The sequence below is a fragment of the Burkholderia sp. RF7-non_BP4 genome (assembly GCF_001521935.1).
Lineage (GTDB): Bacteria > Pseudomonadota > Gammaproteobacteria > Burkholderiales > Burkholderiaceae > Burkholderia > Burkholderia diffusa.
On the sequence record NZ_LOTA01000031.1, the window covers coordinates 24,016 to 40,104 of the forward strand.

At 68.3% G+C, this 16,089-nt stretch carries 15 protein-coding genes; 4 read left to right on the plus strand and 11 right to left on the minus strand.

Annotated features, from left to right (window positions below):
• Positions 1 to 230: 230 nt before the first annotated feature.
• Entirely contained in the window at positions 231 to 1,145 is a 915-nt protein-coding gene (gene kdgD, locus WS49_RS12275) for a 5-dehydro-4-deoxyglucarate dehydratase (protein WP_059528402.1), read from the plus strand.
• Positions 1,146 to 1,280: 135 nt separating this feature from the next.
• On the opposite strand, the gene WS49_RS12280 is transcribed toward kdgD, so the two are convergent.
• The 4 genes from WS49_RS12280 to WS49_RS12295 form a co-directional block, all read right to left on the minus strand.
• A complete protein-coding gene (locus WS49_RS12280) occupies positions 1,281 to 1,832 on the minus strand; it encodes a hypothetical protein (RefSeq protein WP_059528404.1) in 552 nt (183 codons plus the stop codon).
• Between the two features lie 192 nt (positions 1,833 to 2,024).
• Complete coding sequence (locus tag WS49_RS12285; RefSeq protein ID WP_059528406.1) at positions 2,025 to 3,602, minus strand: aldehyde dehydrogenase (NADP(+)); 1,578 nt, start codon at positions 3,600 to 3,602, stop codon at positions 2,025 to 2,027.
• Between the two features lie 444 nt (positions 3,603 to 4,046).
• Positions 4,047 to 4,772: a site-2 protease family protein gene (locus WS49_RS12290; protein ID WP_059528408.1), complete on the minus strand. Its 726-nt coding sequence runs from the start codon at positions 4,770 to 4,772 to the stop codon at positions 4,047 to 4,049.
• Positions 4,769 to 5,731, minus strand: coding sequence for a DUF2167 domain-containing protein (locus WS49_RS12295; RefSeq protein ID WP_059528410.1), 963 nt, complete (start codon positions 5,729 to 5,731; stop codon positions 4,769 to 4,771). The genes WS49_RS12290 and WS49_RS12295 overlap by 4 nt, the downstream gene beginning before the upstream one ends.
• 267 nt (positions 5,732 to 5,998) lie before the next feature.
• On the opposite strand from WS49_RS12295, the gene WS49_RS12300 reads away from it, so the two are divergent.
• On the plus strand, positions 5,999 to 6,847 hold the full coding sequence (locus WS49_RS12300) for a helix-turn-helix domain-containing protein (protein WP_059528413.1): 849 nt from the start codon (positions 5,999 to 6,001) through the stop codon (positions 6,845 to 6,847).
• A gap of 6 nt (positions 6,848 to 6,853) precedes the next feature.
• Here WS49_RS12300 and WS49_RS12305 read toward each other — a convergent pair whose 3' ends face one another.
• Complete coding sequence (locus WS49_RS12305) at positions 6,854 to 7,480, minus strand: LysE family translocator (protein ID WP_059528415.1); 627 nt, start codon at positions 7,478 to 7,480, stop codon at positions 6,854 to 6,856.
• Between the two features lie 173 nt (positions 7,481 to 7,653).
• On the opposite strand from WS49_RS12305, the gene WS49_RS12310 reads away from it, so the two are divergent.
• Positions 7,654 to 8,118: an Lrp/AsnC family transcriptional regulator gene (locus tag WS49_RS12310; protein WP_082721818.1), complete on the plus strand. Its 465-nt coding sequence runs from the start codon at positions 7,654 to 7,656 to the stop codon at positions 8,116 to 8,118.
• Here the strand turns inward: WS49_RS12310 and WS49_RS34970 are convergent.
• Positions 8,090 to 8,536: a hypothetical protein gene (locus WS49_RS34970; protein ID WP_156441383.1), complete on the minus strand. Its 447-nt coding sequence runs from the start codon at positions 8,534 to 8,536 to the stop codon at positions 8,090 to 8,092. The genes WS49_RS12310 and WS49_RS34970 overlap by 29 nt on opposite strands.
• Before the next feature lie 388 nt (positions 8,537 to 8,924).
• Between WS49_RS34970 and WS49_RS12320 the strand changes: the two genes are divergently transcribed.
• Positions 8,925 to 10,652, plus strand: a complete 1,728-nt coding sequence (locus tag WS49_RS12320; RefSeq protein ID WP_059528421.1) for a YadA family autotransporter adhesin — start codon at positions 8,925 to 8,927, stop codon at positions 10,650 to 10,652.
• A gap of 42 nt (positions 10,653 to 10,694) precedes the next feature.
• Here WS49_RS12320 and WS49_RS12325 read toward each other — a convergent pair whose 3' ends face one another.
• Genes WS49_RS12325 through WS49_RS12345 form a run of 5 tightly spaced genes read right to left on the minus strand, consistent with a single transcriptional unit; the run spans position 10,695 to position 16,088 of the window.
• Positions 10,695 to 11,906, minus strand: coding sequence for an acyl-CoA dehydrogenase family protein (locus tag WS49_RS12325; protein ID WP_059528424.1), 1,212 nt, complete (start codon positions 11,904 to 11,906; stop codon positions 10,695 to 10,697).
• On the minus strand, positions 11,903 to 12,760 hold the full coding sequence (locus tag WS49_RS12330; protein WP_059528427.1) for a hypothetical protein: 858 nt from the start codon (positions 12,758 to 12,760) through the stop codon (positions 11,903 to 11,905). The genes WS49_RS12325 and WS49_RS12330 overlap by 4 nt, the downstream gene beginning before the upstream one ends.
• A gap of 54 nt (positions 12,761 to 12,814) precedes the next feature.
• Entirely contained in the window at positions 12,815 to 13,471 is a 657-nt protein-coding gene (locus WS49_RS12335) for a methionine ABC transporter permease (protein ID WP_047902352.1), read from the minus strand.
• Positions 13,464 to 14,651, minus strand: coding sequence for a methionine ABC transporter ATP-binding protein (locus tag WS49_RS12340; protein WP_059528430.1), 1,188 nt, complete (start codon positions 14,649 to 14,651; stop codon positions 13,464 to 13,466). Before WS49_RS12340 ends, WS49_RS12335 begins: the two co-directional genes overlap by 8 nt.
• An 18-nt stretch (positions 14,652 to 14,669) precedes the next feature.
• Positions 14,670 to 16,088, minus strand: coding sequence for an LLM class flavin-dependent oxidoreductase (locus tag WS49_RS12345; RefSeq protein WP_059528436.1), 1,419 nt, complete (start codon positions 16,086 to 16,088; stop codon positions 14,670 to 14,672).
• Position 16,089: the final 1 nt, after the last annotated feature.

Genomic DNA, 16,089 nt, shown 5'->3' on the forward strand with positions numbered 1-16,089 from the left:
TGGAATTCCTGGGAGGCTATCAGCCAAATCGTTAGTCATCATATGACATTCGACGTCAACCCGCGATGCTGCGTAAACCCTTATCCGGAAAGACCCTACCCTTTACCCGCCGGCAAACCGCTTGCGCTGCGCTTTCCTGCGTTGTACGATGACATACAACGACATCGCCAATATGGCTCGGATGGCGTACCCGACGAACCCAGCCCTCGCGCTAGACGGACGACCCAACCATGACCTCACCGCAAGAACTCAAACAGATCATCTCTCACGGCCTGCTGTCGTTTCCGCTGACGGACTTCGACGCGGACGGCAGCTTCCGCCCGACCACCTATGCCGAGCGTCTGGAATGGCTCGCGCCGTATGGCGCGACCGCGCTGTTCGCGGCCGGCGGCACCGGTGAATTCTTCTCGCTCACGCAGCGCGAGTATTCGGACGTGATCCGCGTCGCGACGGAAACCTGCAAGGGCAAGGTGCCGATCCTGGCGGGCGCCGGCGGCGGCACGCGCGTCGCGATCGAATATGCGCAGGAAGCCGAGCGCCTCGGCGCGAGCGGCGTGCTGCTGATGCCGCACTACCTGACCGAAGCCAGCCAGGAAGGCATCGCCGAACACGTCGAGCAGGTGTGCCGCGCGCTGAAGATCGGCGTCGTGGTGTACAACCGCGCGAATTCGAAGCTGAATGCCGACATGCTCGAGCGCCTCGCCGACCGCTGCCCGAACCTGATCGGCTTCAAGGACGGCGTCGGCGAAATCGAGAGCATGGTCACGATCCGCCGCCGCCTCGGCGACCGCTTCGCGTACCTCGGCGGCCTGCCGACGGCCGAAGTCTATGCCGCCGCGTACAAGGCGCTCGGCGTGCCGGTGTACTCGTCGGCCGTATTCAACTTCATCCCGAAGACGGCGATGGCGTTCTACGAAGCGATCGCGAAGGACGACCACGCAACGGTCGGCCGCCTGATCGACGAATTCTTCCTGCCGTACCTGAAGATCCGCAACCGTCGCGCGGGCTACGCGGTCAGCATCGTGAAGGCGGGCGCGAAGCTCGTCGGCCACGACGCGGGCCCGGTGCGCGCGCCGCTCGTCGACCTGACCGACGCCGAAATGGCCGAACTCGACGTGCTGATCAGGAAGATGGGCCCGCAGTAAGCGGATACGGCCGGCGCGGCGCCTTCGACGGCACCGCGGCCGGCTCGTTGCCTGTGTTGCATCGCGGCCGGCGCCTGCCGGCCGCGGTCGTTTGCAGCGGCGGCCATGCCACGCATCCCGCCGCGATGCGCGCGGTCACATCTGCGCGATGACGCCGATGATCCGGTGACGCACGTTGCCGAGCTTGATCCGGGTCGCTTCGATCTGCCCTTGCGCACCCGCACGCACGCGTGCATTCGACCCGTCGCCGAGAATCTGCCCCAGCACGTCGCGATCGACGACCGCGTCGAAGAACCGGCCGACCGTGATCGTCGCCGACTGCTTCGCGGTCAGAAGCGCGCTGTTGGCCTGCATCAGCGCTTCGGTGCGCAGGCTCTGGTCGCGTTCGTCGATGTTGCGGCGATGCTCGAGCGCGAACACCAGCGCTTCCATGTCCTGCCGGAAACGTCGCACGGCGAGGCCGAACATGAGCGAATGCGCATCGGAGCCCGTGACGGGCCGCCCCTGGTTGATGGTCACGTCGAATTCGCTGCCGCCCAGGTCGCGCTGGAATTCCAGCAGCGCATTCGCGAGCACGCGCCCTTCGCTGTACTGGCCGATCCGGCTGCGCACCGAATGCGCGACGTCGCCGATCGCCTTCCACAATCCGGCGGCGAACAGGTGGTCGCCGCGCTTGCTGATGTTCATCGGATGGTTCCCTCTTGGAATTTTGTGGTCTCTCAGGCTCGCCTGCGGGCCGGGCGGCCCGAGGCCCCGCTACTGTAGGAGAAATTCCGGTGACGCGGAAGCCATCATGAAAAAAGCGGAGGCAGCCCGCCGGCCGCCCCCGCTTTCAGTCGTTCAGCAAGCGGCCAGGCTTCGCGCCGCGCCGCCGCACCGTCACTCCGCCTTTCCGTCCCGCAGCCGCGGAACGCCGAGCGGATTGCTTTCCTGCAGCCCTTCGGGCAGCAGGTCGTCCGGGAAGTCCTGATAGCACACGGGCCGCAGGAAACGGTCGATCGCGGTCGCGCCGACCGACGTGACCGCCGGGTTCGACGTCGCCGGGAACGGCCCGCCGTGCACCATCGCGTCGCACACTTCGACGCCGGTCGGGTAGCCGTTGACGAGCAGGCGCCCGGCCTTGCGTTCGAGGATCGGCAGCAGGCGGCGCGCGAGCGGCTTGTCGTCGGCGTCCATCTGGAGCGTGGCCGTCAGCTGGCCCTCGAGTGCGTCGAGCACGCGTGCGACTTCGTCGAGATCACGGCAACGCACGATCAGCGATGCCGGCCCGAACACTTCGTGGCCGAACGCCGGCTCGGCCAGGAACGCCGGCGCCGCGACTTCGTACAGCGCGCCGCCTGCCTGGCATTCGGTCTGCGCCGCCTCGCCCGCGCCGACTTCGCGCACGCCCGGCAGTTCGGCCAGCTTGCCGCGGCCATTGCGATACGCATCGGCGATGCCGCTCGTCAGCATCACGCCGGCCGGTTTCTTCGCGAGCGCCTGCGCCGCGACGGACTCGAAGCGGTCGAGATCGGGGCCATCGACCGCCAGCACGAGGCCCGGATTCGTGCAGAACTGGCCAGTGCCGAGCGTCAGCGAATCGACGAAGCCGGTCGCGATCGCGTCGCCGCGCGCGGCCAGCGCGGCCGGGAACAGCACGACCGGGTTGATGCTGCTCATTTCCGCATAGACGGGAATCGGCTGCGGGCGCGCGTTCGCGAGCTGCACGAGCGCCATGCCGCCCTGCCGCGAGCCGGTGAAGCCGACGGCCTGCACCCCCGGATGGCTGACGAGCGCCGCGCCGGTCACGCGGCCGGGGCCGATCAGCAGCGAGAACACGCCGGCCGGCATCCCGCATTTCGCGACCGCGGCGCGGATCGCGCGGCCGACCAGCTCGGACGTGCCGAGGTGCGCCTCATGGGCCTTCACGATCACCGGGCAGCCGGCCGCGAGTGCCGACGCGGTATCGCCGCCGGCCACCGAGAACGCGAGCGGGAAGTTGCTCGCGCCGAACACCGCGACGGGCCCGAGCCCGACCTTCTGCAGCCGCAGGTCCGAGCGCGGCAGCGGCGTGCGCGCGGGCTGCGCGGGATCGATCGACGCGGCGAGGAAGCGTCCGTCGCGCACGACGCGCGCGAACAGCCGGAGCTGGCCGACGGTGCGGCCGCGCTCGCCCTGCAGCCGCGCGACGGGCAGGCCCGTTTCGGCGTGTGCGCGCTCGATCAGCGCGTCGCCGAGCGCGACGATTTCGTCGGCGATCGTTTCGAGAAACACCGCGCGGGCCGCCAGCGGCTGCGCGCGGTACGCGTCGAACGCGTCGCGCGCGAGCTCGCACGCGCGGTCGACGTCCGCCTGCGTCGCGACGCCGAAGGCCGGCGCATCGATCGGCGCGCCCTTCGTCGGGTCGAACGCGTGCAGGGTACCGGCCGAGCCGGCCACCGCATCGGCGCCGATCAGCATCTCTCCAGTCAGTTGCATGGGGTGTGCTCCGTGTTTCGGGAATGATTGGTTCATTGTAGCTCAACAGATACGATGTCTGCCGACACGATTTCAGGATTCGCGCCGATCGTCGATCCTGCCATACTCTGCGCGAAACCCTTATCCCTTCGGGCTTTGCCCAAATGTTGGCCATTTGACGCCGCTTCGCCAAGGGAAAACCCGAGGTTTCGGGTTCGGCTTGGCCTCATGAACTTCTGGTCGTGTCATACGACGACGTACGTTGAAGTGTCCAATCAAACATCCCCCTCGCGATCTTCCGATCGATCTCGCGCGCACCGCCCGCCGCACCGTCGTGCGCTACTGGATCGTGGCGATGCTGTTCGCCGTCGCGGCGTTCAACTAGGCATACGTGCTCGCGCAATTGCCGAGCGGCTGGCAAAGACGACGGCGGCCACGCACGACCGGCCGCCGTTCTTACATCGCTCAGGCCGCCGAATGCGCGACGCGCAGCATGTCGTGCACGCCGGACGTCATCAGCGCGAGAAACGCGAGCAGGCCGACGTAGAAAAGCGCGTAAGTCGTTTTCGTCTCGACCGACGTCGTGTAGTACGCGCGGTTCTCCGGCGCGTCGGGATCGTAGCGCCAGGCGCGCTTCAACTGCGGCAACGCGAGGATCGCCATCACGATCAGGAGCGGGCTCGGCCGGTACGCGAACAGCGCGATCAGCACGGGCACGCCCGCGAACCAGATGCGCGGCGACAGCACCGCCGTGATGCGCCCGCCGTCGAATGGCGACAGCGGAATCATGTTGAACAGGTTCAGGAAGAAGCCCGTATAGGCGAGCGCGAGCAGCAGGTTGCTGTCGTAGTGTCGCGCGGCCGCGTAGCAGGCCAGCGCGCCGAGCGTGCCGACGAACGGCCCGCCCAGCCCGACGTACGCTTCGGTTTCGGCGTCGTGCGGCATCTCCTTCAACTGGATCCACGCGCCGACGAACGGAATGAATGTCGGCAGCCCGACGTCGAGCCCGCGTCGCTGCGCGGCCACGTAATGGCCGGCTTCGTGAACCAGCAGCAGCGCGACGAAACCGGCCGCGAAGCGCCATCCGTAGAACAGCGCGTAGACCGCGATCGACGCCAGCATGGTGCCCGCCGACATGAGCACCTTGCCGAGCTTCAGGCCACCGAAGATCAGCAGCAGCAGCTTCGTCATTCCTTGCGCTCCGTGCCGGACACGGCGGCTGCGTCGGTTGCATCGGCGACGACCGGCACGGCCGCCGGCTTCGGCTTGCGCCCGAAGAAGCGCTTCAACGCCGCGCCGCCTGCCAGCAACGCGACCGCGCCAATCTTGAAGAACTTCACGGCGAACGCGCCGATCAGCGCGAGCAGCCCGAGCTTCTTCGCGCCGACGCCGACGATCAGCGCCGCGAGCCCGTACTCGGCGGCGTGGTCGGTCGACTTGTTGAAATCGGCATAGCGCTTGCCGTCGTTGAAGTGGATGTTCGCGAGGAGGTCGTCGGCCGAGCCCTTGTACTTCGGCAGATCGGCGAGCGTCGACGCCATCGTCAGCGACAGGTAGCCGTCACGGCCGAGCACGAGCGTCCGGTAGTTCACGCCGTCGCTCTCCGCGTTCGCGGCCGCGCCCTTGTCGCGGATGATCGCCGACCACACGAGCCGGTGCGTGGCGGCGTCGTACGCGGGCGCCTGCGCCCAGCCGACCACCTCGGTCTCGGGCAGCCCGCGCTCCTTGCGCGCCGGGTTGTTTTCCTCGGTGCCGGCCTGCAGGCTCTTCAGCAATTCGTCGGGTTTCCAGTCCTTCGCGTCGTCGTCGCGAATGTAGCCGCTCGGCTCGAACGACACGACCGAGATCCAGTCGGCGTCCGGGTCCTCGGGCAGCACGAGGCCGACCAGCTTCGATTCGTCGATCGAGTTGCCCATCGAGCGCAGGTAGCGTCCGGCTTCGGCGGCCGGCACGAACGATTCGCCTTCCTTCAGCTTCAGCACGGCTTCGTGCTTGACGTCGATATCGGCCGGCCCCTTCACGACGACCTTGTTGGCGGCCGCGGCGGCGGCCCTCATTTCGACCTGCGCGGCTTCGGTCTGCGCATGGCCGCCGGTTGCGGCGAGCGCGAGCATCGCCACGCAGGCGACGCGGACGGCGAGTTTTTTCATTGTTGGATTCCCCTGGAATGCCTTGTCGTGAATGTGCGCGGCATCCGGCCCGGGCGTGGTGGTCGCGGGTCCGGTGCCGCCTCTCAGGTGGCACGAGGGCTATGGTAACGCAGCGTCGGCGTGCATCCGGGATCGAAATGCGGGGGCGGAAGAGAGCTTCAGGCGACAGCGGGCGGAGGCGGCGATGCACACCCGATGCACATCGATCCGGAATGCTTACCTCGCAGGTAATGCCCGATGCGCGCGGGATTGCCTATCATCCTCGTCATGAACTCGACCGCCACCCTTCAATCGCTCCCCCCGTCCGCCGGCCGCGCGTCCGGCATCGGCTCGCTGCTGCGCACGTGGCGTCAACGCCGGCGCCTGAGCCAGATGGCCCTCGCGCTGGAGGCCGAGGTGTCCGCGCGGCACCTGAGCTTCGTCGAATCGGGGCGCGCGCAGCCGAGCCGGGAGATGGTGCTGCATCTCGCGGAGCGCCTCGACGTGCCGCTGCGCGAGCGCAACGCACTGCTCGTCGCGGCCGGCTATGCGCCGCTGTTTCGCGAGCGGCCCTTCTCCGATCCGCAGCTCGATGCGGCGCGCCACGCGGTCGAAGCCGTGCTGCGCGGCCACGAGCCCTACCCGGCACTCGCGGTGGATCGCCACTGGACGCTGCTCGCCGCGAACCGGATGCTCGGCGCGCTGGTCGCGCAGGCCGATCCGGCGCTCCTGCAGCCGCCCGTCAACGTGCTGCGCCTGAGTTTGCATCCTGACGGCCTCGCGCCGCAGATCGCCAACTGGCACGAATGGCGCGCGCATATCCTGCACCGGCTGCAACAGCAGATCGACGCGAGCGGCGACCGCACGCTGCACACGCTGCGCGACGAACTCGCCGCGTATCCGGCACCGGCCGGCCAGCCCGACGACACGCGTGCACGCGCCGACTACGCGGACATCGCGGTGCCGCTGCGGCTGCGCACGGCCGCCGGCGAACTGACGTTCTTCAGCACGACGACGGTGTTCGGCACGCCGGTCGACGTCACGTTGTCGGAACTCGCGATCGAGGCGTTTTTCCCGGCGAATCCGGAAACGGCGGACGCGATGCGCGCGCTGGCGGACGCGCTGCCGGCTCGGTGAGCATCGTCAACGACGCTCGAACGCCAGCTTCACGCCCAGCCCGAGGAGCACCGCGCCGCTCACCCGGTGCATGCGGGTCAGGATGCGCGGATTACGCCGGATCGACGTCGACAGCAGGCCGGCGAACAGCGCGACCGGCCCCTTGACGAGAAACGTCAGGCCGGCAAACGTCGTGCCGAGCACGAACAGAGACAGCATCGGATGCGCGGCGCCCGCGGGCACGAACTGCGGCAGAAACGCGAGATAGAACAGCGCGACCTTCGGATTCGACACGTTGGACAGCGCGCCCTGCGCGAACGTGCGCAACCCGGACGCCGGCGCGTCGCGACCGCTCGCGAGCGTCAGCTCGCCGGACGAACGCAGCAGCGTGATGCCGAGGTACAGCAGGTACAGCGCGCCGATCATCTTCAATGCAGTGAACAGCCATTCGGATGCCTGAAGAAGCGCGCCCAGCCCGAGCGTCGCGAGCATCGTATGCACGAGCAACCCGACGCTGACGCCCGCCGCGGTCACGAGGCCCGCCCGCGTGCCGCCGGATAGCGTGCGCGACATCACGAGCACCATGTCCTGGCCCGGCGTCAGAATGATCAGAAGGGAGGTGGCCATGAACGGCAACCAGGCTACATGCGGCATCGGAATTCTCCTGAAAGCGGCACCGGGCCGACGGACGGGAATCGCACACGCCTCCGGGGCCGGGCAGTCATCGGATTATCGGCAAGTTGCCGTGAAGAATGGCTGCGAAATTAGCTACTTTCGATGCTTGATTTGGAGTTATTCTCCATCATCGACATTCTTGGTAGCCAAAAATGCCAATCAAGCTGGACGCCATCGACCGGCGCATTTTGCGTGCGCTGCAACGAAACTCGAACCAGACGAATGCCGAGCTCGCGCAGCAGGCCGGCCTCTCGCCCACGCCCTGCCTGCGCCGCGTTCACCTGCTCGAGGAACAGGGCGTCATCGACGCATACGTCGCCCTGCTGAACCCGGCGGCCGTCGAGCTGCGATTCACGGCATTCGTGCGCGTCACGCTGGAACGCCAGGACAAGACCACCGTCGAACGCTTCGCGCGCGAGATGGAGCAGGCGCCCGAGGTGCTCGAATGCCACCTGATGGCCGGCAGCTACGACTATCTGCTGCGCGTCATCGCGAAGGATCTGGACGATTACCAGCGCTTTCAGATGGAGACGCTCACCCGGATCGAAGGCGTACGCAACGTCGAAACCGAGATTCCGCTGAAGCGCATCAAGCAGACGGTACGTCTGCCGATCTAGGCATGCGGAACGGCGAGGGCGTGCGCGCTGCCGTCATCGGATCGATGCGCCGGAACACTACAGTGACGTCCGTTCGTACAAGATCCTGAAATGCCGTTCGCCGTCCGGGCCACACCGGCGGCGGCACCCGATTTTCTCCGGCACCTTCTTCATCGTTCTCGGCATTTCGTTCCTGGCGGCGATCGGGCGGCGGGCCGAGGCGAATATCAGAAAGGAAGAAACCGCGAAGCATCCGGCGCTCGAGAAAAGCGCGCGTCTGCCGTGCATCGGGATGCCGCCCGGTACGCGGCTGTCGCTCTCGCGCGCCGGCGACATGAAATTGATCGAGAAAGCCGAGTTCCCGCACGCGGTCGATGTCTACGGCATTCCCGCCGTCGCAATGACGGTCGGGACGGAATTCGACGATGAAGTGCCGCACGACGAGACGCCTACCCGCACGAGCGCGCCACACCACCTGCCCACCACCGCCCCCCTCACCGACCGAGTTTCTCCCGAAACATAGCGTTCAGACGCCGCGGCAAACATAGGCTCGGCCGAGGCCAATCAAAATGCGTCGTCGCGGCTCGAGCTTCGGATCCCCGAAGTCCGGATGTGGCCGCGACCGAAGCACGTAGCTGCGATCCGTGCGCGGTTCTTGTCTCTTCAATACCGGCGAATGTCGAATTTGATTAGTAGACCTTTTGTTTGCCGGATGGACAGGCGGCACCTGTCACGAAAGAGACACGAACGATTCGATGCGAGCGTGAAATCGTGCGCGGACCGTGCAAAACACAACACGACTTTTACATTGAGCCTGGGAACACGAAATGAACAAGCATCAACGAGGGTTGGAACTTTCCGCACGACGCGCACCGAAGAAGTCGAAGGCCACGCTTGCCGTCGCGGTCAGCGCCGCCATGGTCGCATTCGCCGCCTCCGCGCCGGCGCGGGCCGACTACGTGCAGAACGGCACATCGACCGAAACGTCGGGCGGCTGCGTCGGCAACATCGCGATCTCGGGAAGCAGCACGTATCCGGCGGCCGCAACGGGTTGTGACAACGTGGCAATCGGCACCGCGGCGGTGGCGAACTCCGGTTCGTCGACCGGCGCCTATAGCGAAACCGTCGCGATCGGCCGCATGGCTGGCGCGACCGGCACGCAGGCAACCGCGGTCGGCGGCAATTCCACCGCCAACGGAGACCACGCAACGGCACTCGGCGCGCTTACCCGAGCAACCGGTATCCAGGCGACGGCAGTCGGCGACGGCGCGATCGCCAATGGAGCCACCGCGTCGGCATTCGGTCAGGGTGCCTCGGCCGTCGACCAGGCAACGGCGGTCGGACAAGGCGCGAGCGCGACCGCGACGTTCTCGACGGCGGTCGGCAAGGGCAGCGTGGCAGCCGGCGGGACGGCCCTCGGCTTCCAGGCGAACGCCGGCGCCAACGATGCGGTCGCGCTCGGCATCGACAGCTCGGCGTCCGCAACCGGCAGCGTGGCCATCGCCCGCGCGACGGCATCCGCCGTGAACGCGGTCGCCATCGGCGAAGGCGCGAACGCCGCCGACGCGAACTCCGTCGCATTGGGCTCGAATGCAGCGACGCGCGCGTTCACGACCGTGAGCAGCGTAACGCTCAACGGCGTCAGCTACAGCGGCTTCGCGGGCTCGCCGATCGGTGTGGTCAGCGTCGGCAGCGCCGGTGCCGAGCGGCAGATCGTGAACGTCGCGGCCGGTGCAATCAGCTCAACCAGCACGGACGCCGTCAACGGTTCGCAGCTGTTCTCGATCGCAAGCCAGGTTTCGACGTTGACGACGGATCTCGCGGCGCTGACCACCACCGTCGGCAAGATCTCGTCGAGCGTCCCGAGCGGCACGGTGACGGACACGACGGACACCGCGATCGGCACGAATACGTCGGTCACCGCCACGAATGGAACGGCGGTCGGCAACGGCTCGAACGTCTCGGGCGACAACGGTACGGCGGTCGGCGTGAATTCGACCGTCACCGCGACGAACGGCACGGCCATCGGCACGAATTCGAAGGTCACCGCCACGAACGGCACGGCGATCGGCACCGGCTCGAACGTGTCCGGCACGGACTCCACCGCGATCGGCACGAACAGCCGCGCGAGCGCCAACAATGCCGTGGCGTTGGGCGCGAACTCGGTCGCGGATCGCGACAACACGGTTTCGATCGGCGCGCCGGGTGCAGAACGCCAGTTGACCAACGTGGCCGACGGCACTGCGCCGACGGACGGCGTCAACGTGCGCCAGTTGAACGGCGCGATCAATTCGGTGCGCGAAGAAATGTCGAAGTACCGCAAGGACGCGAACGCCGGCACGGCGAGCGCGATCGCGATGGCCAACCTGCCGCAGGCCGTGCTGCCCGGCGAGAAGGTCGTTGCGCTCGGCGGCGGCACGTACGGCGGTCAAAGCGCGATGGCGGTCGGCCTGTCGGTCGCGACGACGAAATGGCTCGTCAAAGGCTCGATCACGACGGCGGTGTCGGGCCACGGCTCGTTCGGCGCCGGCGCGGGCGTCGGCTATCGCTGGTAGGCGACACCGGGCTGCGTAGCGCCGGCGGACGGCTTGCCGACGCTACCTATACAGCGACGCCTGCGGCAATTCCCCCGTCAACGCGAACCGGCCGACGTCGCGCAGCCGGTAGTCGAGCGGATCGTGCAGCGTATGCGTGCGCGCGTTGCGCCAGAAGCGGTCGAGGCCGAGCGATGCGGCCGTCGCGCGCGCGCCGCACGCATCGAACAGCGCCTCGCCGTTGTCGAGCGCCGCGCGCTGCGCGACGATCTTCGCGTCCGACACCGCGAGCGCCACTTGGGCACGTTCGCCGGCCGTCAGCGCGTCGCGCCGCGTCCATGCCCGCTGCAACGCGACAGCCGCGCGATCGGCCAGCGACGCCGCCGCAACCGCCTGCACGCGCATGTCGCCGAAGCGCTGCAGCGTATAGGGATCGTCGCTCGCCTGCGCGACGCCCGAGTCAATCCACGGCCGGCCGTGCGCCAGCACGTATTCGCGCGCCTCGGCCAGCGCGCCTTCCGCAAGCCCGACGAACAGGTTCGTCAACACGAGCTGCGACACCAGCGTGCGCAGCGTCGCGCGCGGCGTCGGCGGCGTCTCGGACCGGTGCAGCACGTCGTCCGGCGCGAGCGTCACGCCGTCGAAGCGCACGCTGCCGCTGTCGGTCTGGCGCTGACCGACGGGATCCCAGTCTTCGTTGACCGTGATCCCGTCGCGATCGGTCGGCACGACGCCAAACACGGCGCGGCCCGTTTCCGGATCGTGCGCCGACACGGTCATCCGCTGCGAGCCGCGCGTGCCCGAGCAGAATCCCTTCACGCCGTCGAGCCGGTAGCCGCCGTCCGGCGTCGCGGTCGCCACCAGCCGCGTGTCGAGCGGGTTTACGGCATTGCCCCACCACCAGCGATGCTCGACCGTGCCGCGCAGATAGCGTTCGCGCTGCGCCGCACTGCCCCACACGTCGACGCTCACCACCTGCAGGACCTGGAACCCGACCAGATGCGCGAGCGCGCTGTCGACGCGCGCGATCCGCCGGATCGTGTCGTAGATCGCGGGCCACTCGGCTTCCTGTCCGCCGAATTCGCGCGGCACCGCGAGCGTCAGCAGGCCCGCGTCGGCGAGCCGCTGCTTCTCGTCGGCCGCATGACCGCCCGCGCGGTCGCGCGCGGCGGCCGTCGCACGCAGCGCGTCGATCGCACGCGCCAGCGCATCGGCGTCGATCGCGCTGGCGTCGGAGTCCGGCGCCAGCGTCGCCGGGCCGCGAGGATCGTTCATGCGACGGCTTCCTGTGCAACGGTTGCGTGCGCAACGACATCGCTCGACAGCGGCACCAGCGCGCCGAGTCGACGGCCGGTCAGCCGCGACAGGATCTCGCGCCGCCAGTCGTCGTAGATCGCGCGGTATTCGGCGATATCGGCACCGAACACGTGCGCGGTGTGCGCATATTCGTCGTGCAGATAACCGTCGAGCCGTGCCTGCGTTTCCTCGTCGGCCGCGATCACGCGATCGATCAGCGCGTCGCGCTCGGCGGCCGGCAGCGCCTTCAACGTGTCGAACCACCACTGGACGATCTGCACGCGATGCCACTCCTCGTCCGGTCGAATCCGGTTCTCGCCGTGCTCGCGCATCGCGCCGTCGGCGATGCGGCCGGTCTTGCGCTGAATCCACAGCTTCGCGAGGATGTGCAGTTCGTAATGCCATTCGAACGCGAGAAAGCCCGCGACGTCGCGCACCGCGATGTCTCCAATGCGTTCCCAGTGCGCGGCGACGAGCCGATCGACTTCCGGCAGCGGATCGCGGCCGGTCAGTTCGGTCACGCGTTCGCGACCGATCACGGCGTGCGCGCCGTCGTCGCCGAGCTGACGCGACAGGATCAGCTGGAAATGCGGGTCGTCGCGGAACAGCGTGTCGATCGCCTTCGCGACGACCTGCACGATGAACAGGTCGTGCGACGCCATCTTCGTGTAGTAGTCGGCGACGGCGGCCCGTTCGTCTTCATCGCGAGGCTCGCGCGGCGGTGTCGCCAGCTTGTCCGGGAAGTCGGGGCGATGGCGTCGCGCGACGTCCAGAAACAGCGCTTCCTCGAATTGTCCGTTCCATTCGCGCGGCGCGCCGGTAGGTAAGGTCATGGGTATCGTTCTCTCAGGGTCTTCAATGAAAAGAGCCGGCGCTCGTGGCGCCGCTCAGGTACGCCGGGTCACGCGTCGGACCAGGCGGTCGCCCGTGATTTGCACGGCCGAAACGAGTGCGATCAGGATCACGATCACGGTCACCATGACGGTGGTGTCGAAGCGCTGGTAGCCGTAGCGGATCGCGAGATCGCCGAGCCCGCCCGCGCCGACGGCGCCCGCCATCGCGGTCGAGCCGATCAGCGCGACGACGGTGATCGTGAAGCCGCCGAGCATGCCGGGCAGCGCCTCAGGCAGCAGCACGTGCCACACGATGTGGCGACGTTTCGCGCCCATCGCGAGCGCGGCCTCGATCAGCCCGCGATCGACTTCGCGCAGGCTCACCTCGGCAATCCGCGCGAAGAACGGAATCGCGGCGATCGACAGCGGCACGACGGCCGCCCACACGCCGATGGTCGTGCCGATCAGCACGCGCGTGAACGGCAGCAGCGCGACGAGCAGGATGATGAACGGCGTCGAGCGGAACACGTTGACGAGCGCGCCGAGCACCGCGTTCACGCCGCGCCGCGCGTAGATGCCGCCCGGCGCGGTCGTCACGAGGATCACCGCGAGCGGGATGCCGATCAGCGCGGCGATCGCGGCCGACGCGGCGACCATCGACAGCGTGTCGCGGATCGCGTCGAGCAGTTCGGGCCACCAGAGTTCAAACATAGCCGAGCACCTCCGCGTGGTTCGCATGGCGGCGTGCGCGTTCGAGCAGTGCCGCGACCGCGCCGCCGCGTGCCGGCTGCTGCCCCGCGTCATCCGCGCGCGGCGATGCCGCGATCACGAGACGCCCCTGCGCATGGCCCTGGATCCGCTCGATCCCGCCGTGCAGAAAGCGCACCGAACCGCCGAGCGCCGCCGCGAGCGCGCCGACGTCCGGCTCGCCGCCGCTCTCGCCCGTATAGCGAACGTCGAGCACCACCTGCGCGCCGTCGGGCAGCGCGGCCTGCTCGGGCAACGGCCGCACGCGCGCGGCCAGTTCGGCCGGCAAGTCGTGCACGAGCGTGCTGAGCAGCGCCCGCGTCGCGCCGTGGCGCGGATCGCCGAACACGCGCCACACCGGGCCCGTTTCGACGACCTCGCCCTGCTCGATCACCGCGACCGTGTCGCAGACCGCGCGGATCACTTCCATCTCGTGCGTGATCAGCACGATCGTCAGCCCGAGGCGGCGGTTGATGTCGGCGAGCAACGCGAGGATCGATTGCGTCGTCTCGGGATCGAGCGCCGAGGTCGCCTCGTCGCACAGCAGCACCTCCGGGTCGTGCACCAGCGCCCGCGCGATGCCGACGCGCTGCTTCTGGCCGCCCGACAGGCTCGCCGGATACGCGTCGCGCTTCGCGGCGAGCCCGACGAGGTCGAGCAGCGCCTCGGCCTTGCGCGTGCGCTCGGCCTTCGGCACGCCGGCGATCTTGAGCGGCAGCGCGACGTTCTCGAACACCGTCTTCGCCGACAGCAGGTTGAAATGCTGGAACACCATGCCGGTGCGACGCCGCAGCGCGACGAGCCCGTCCTCGTCGAGCGCGCCGACGTCGACGCCCTGCACGCGCACGCTGCCAGAACTCGGCCGCTCAAGGCCGTTCACGAGCCGCAGCAGCGTCGACTTGCCGGCACCGCTGCGGCCGATGATCCCGAACACCTCGCCGCGCCGCACGTCGAGCGTCACGTCGCGCAGCGCGGCGGCCTGGCCGCGCGGCGTCGAGAACACCTTGCCGACGTGCGCGAGCGACACGGCGGCGCCGTCGGCGCGCGCGGCCGCTTCGTCAAGCGCCCCTTGTGCGTGCGCGCCTGCGCCGGCCCGCGCGGCCGAAGCCTCGATGAAACCCAGCGTATCGAACAATTGCGTCATCGCTTCGCTCCGTCACGTTCATGCATGCGCGGGATGCGCGGGTTCCGTCGCCGGCGCGGCGGTGGGCCGGTGCCGCGCGCCCGTGTGCCAGGCCGGCAGCCGTGCGCCGGCGCCGAACAGTTTCTCGCGCAGCGTCGGGGCGGGATCGTAGTCTTCCTTGTAGACGCCGCGGTTCTGCAATTCCGGCACGACCCAGTCGACGAAATCCTCGAACGACTCGGGCATCACGGTGCGCGTCAGGTTGAAACCGTCGATGCCCGTCTCGTCGATCCACGACTGCAGTTCGTCCGCGACCTGCGACGGCGAACCAACGATTGGCGCATAGCGGCCGCCCAGCGACATCTGTTCGAGCATCCGGCGCACGGTCCACGTGCCGGTCGTGCTCTTGCGCGAGATCGCGTCGACGGCCGACTGGATCGAGTCGGTCTTCACGTACGAGATCGGCTCGTCGAGGCCGTACTTCGCGAAGTCGATGCCGGTCGAGCTCGCGAAATGCGCGAGGCCGGCTTCCGGGCTCGCGTAGCGCCGGTATTCGTCGAACTTCTCGCGCGCGAGACGTTCGGTCTCGGCGGTCACGACGCTCACGCCGGCGAAAATCCGGATCGATGCCGGGTCGCGCCCCTGCCGTGCGGCGGCCGCGCGAATGTCGAGCGCCGCCGCGCGCGCGGCGGCCTTGCTCTGTCCGTTCACGAACACGCATTCCGCATGCCGCCCCGCGAATTCGACGCCGCGCGCCGACGAACCGGCCTGGTACAGCACCGGCGTGCGCTGCGGCGACGGCTCGCTCAAGTGAATCGCGTCGACCGAATAGAACGGCCCTTCATGCTTCACGCGCCGCACCTTGCCCGGCTGCGCGAACACGCGCGCGTGCGCATCGCGGATCACCGCGTCGTCGTCCCAGCTCTGTTCCCACAGCTTGTAGACGACGTCCATGTAATCGTCCGCGCGTTCGTAGCGGTCGTCGTGGCCGATCTGCTGCGCGAGGCCCATCCCGCGCGCGGCGCTGTCGAGATAGCCGGTCACGATGTTCCAGCCGACGCGCCCCTTCGTCAGATGGTCGAGCGTCGACATGCGGCGCGCGAACAGGTAAGGCGGCTCGTAGGTCAGGTTCGCGGTCACGCCGAAGCCGAGATGTTGCGTGACCTGCGCCATCGCGGGCACGAGCAGCAGCGGATCGTTGACGGGCACCTGCACCGATTCGCGCAGCGCGGCGTCCGGGCCGCCGCCGAACACGTCGTACACGCCGACGATGTCCGCGAGAAAGATCCCGTCGAACTTGCCGCGTTCGAGCGTCCGCGCGAGATCGGCCCAGTAGTCGAGATCGGTGTAGTGCGCGGAGCGGTCGCGCGGATGCGTCCACAGCCCGTGGTTGATGTGCCCGACGCAGTTCATGTTGAACGCGTTGAGCAGGATCTTCTTGCGGTTCGCCGTCGTCATG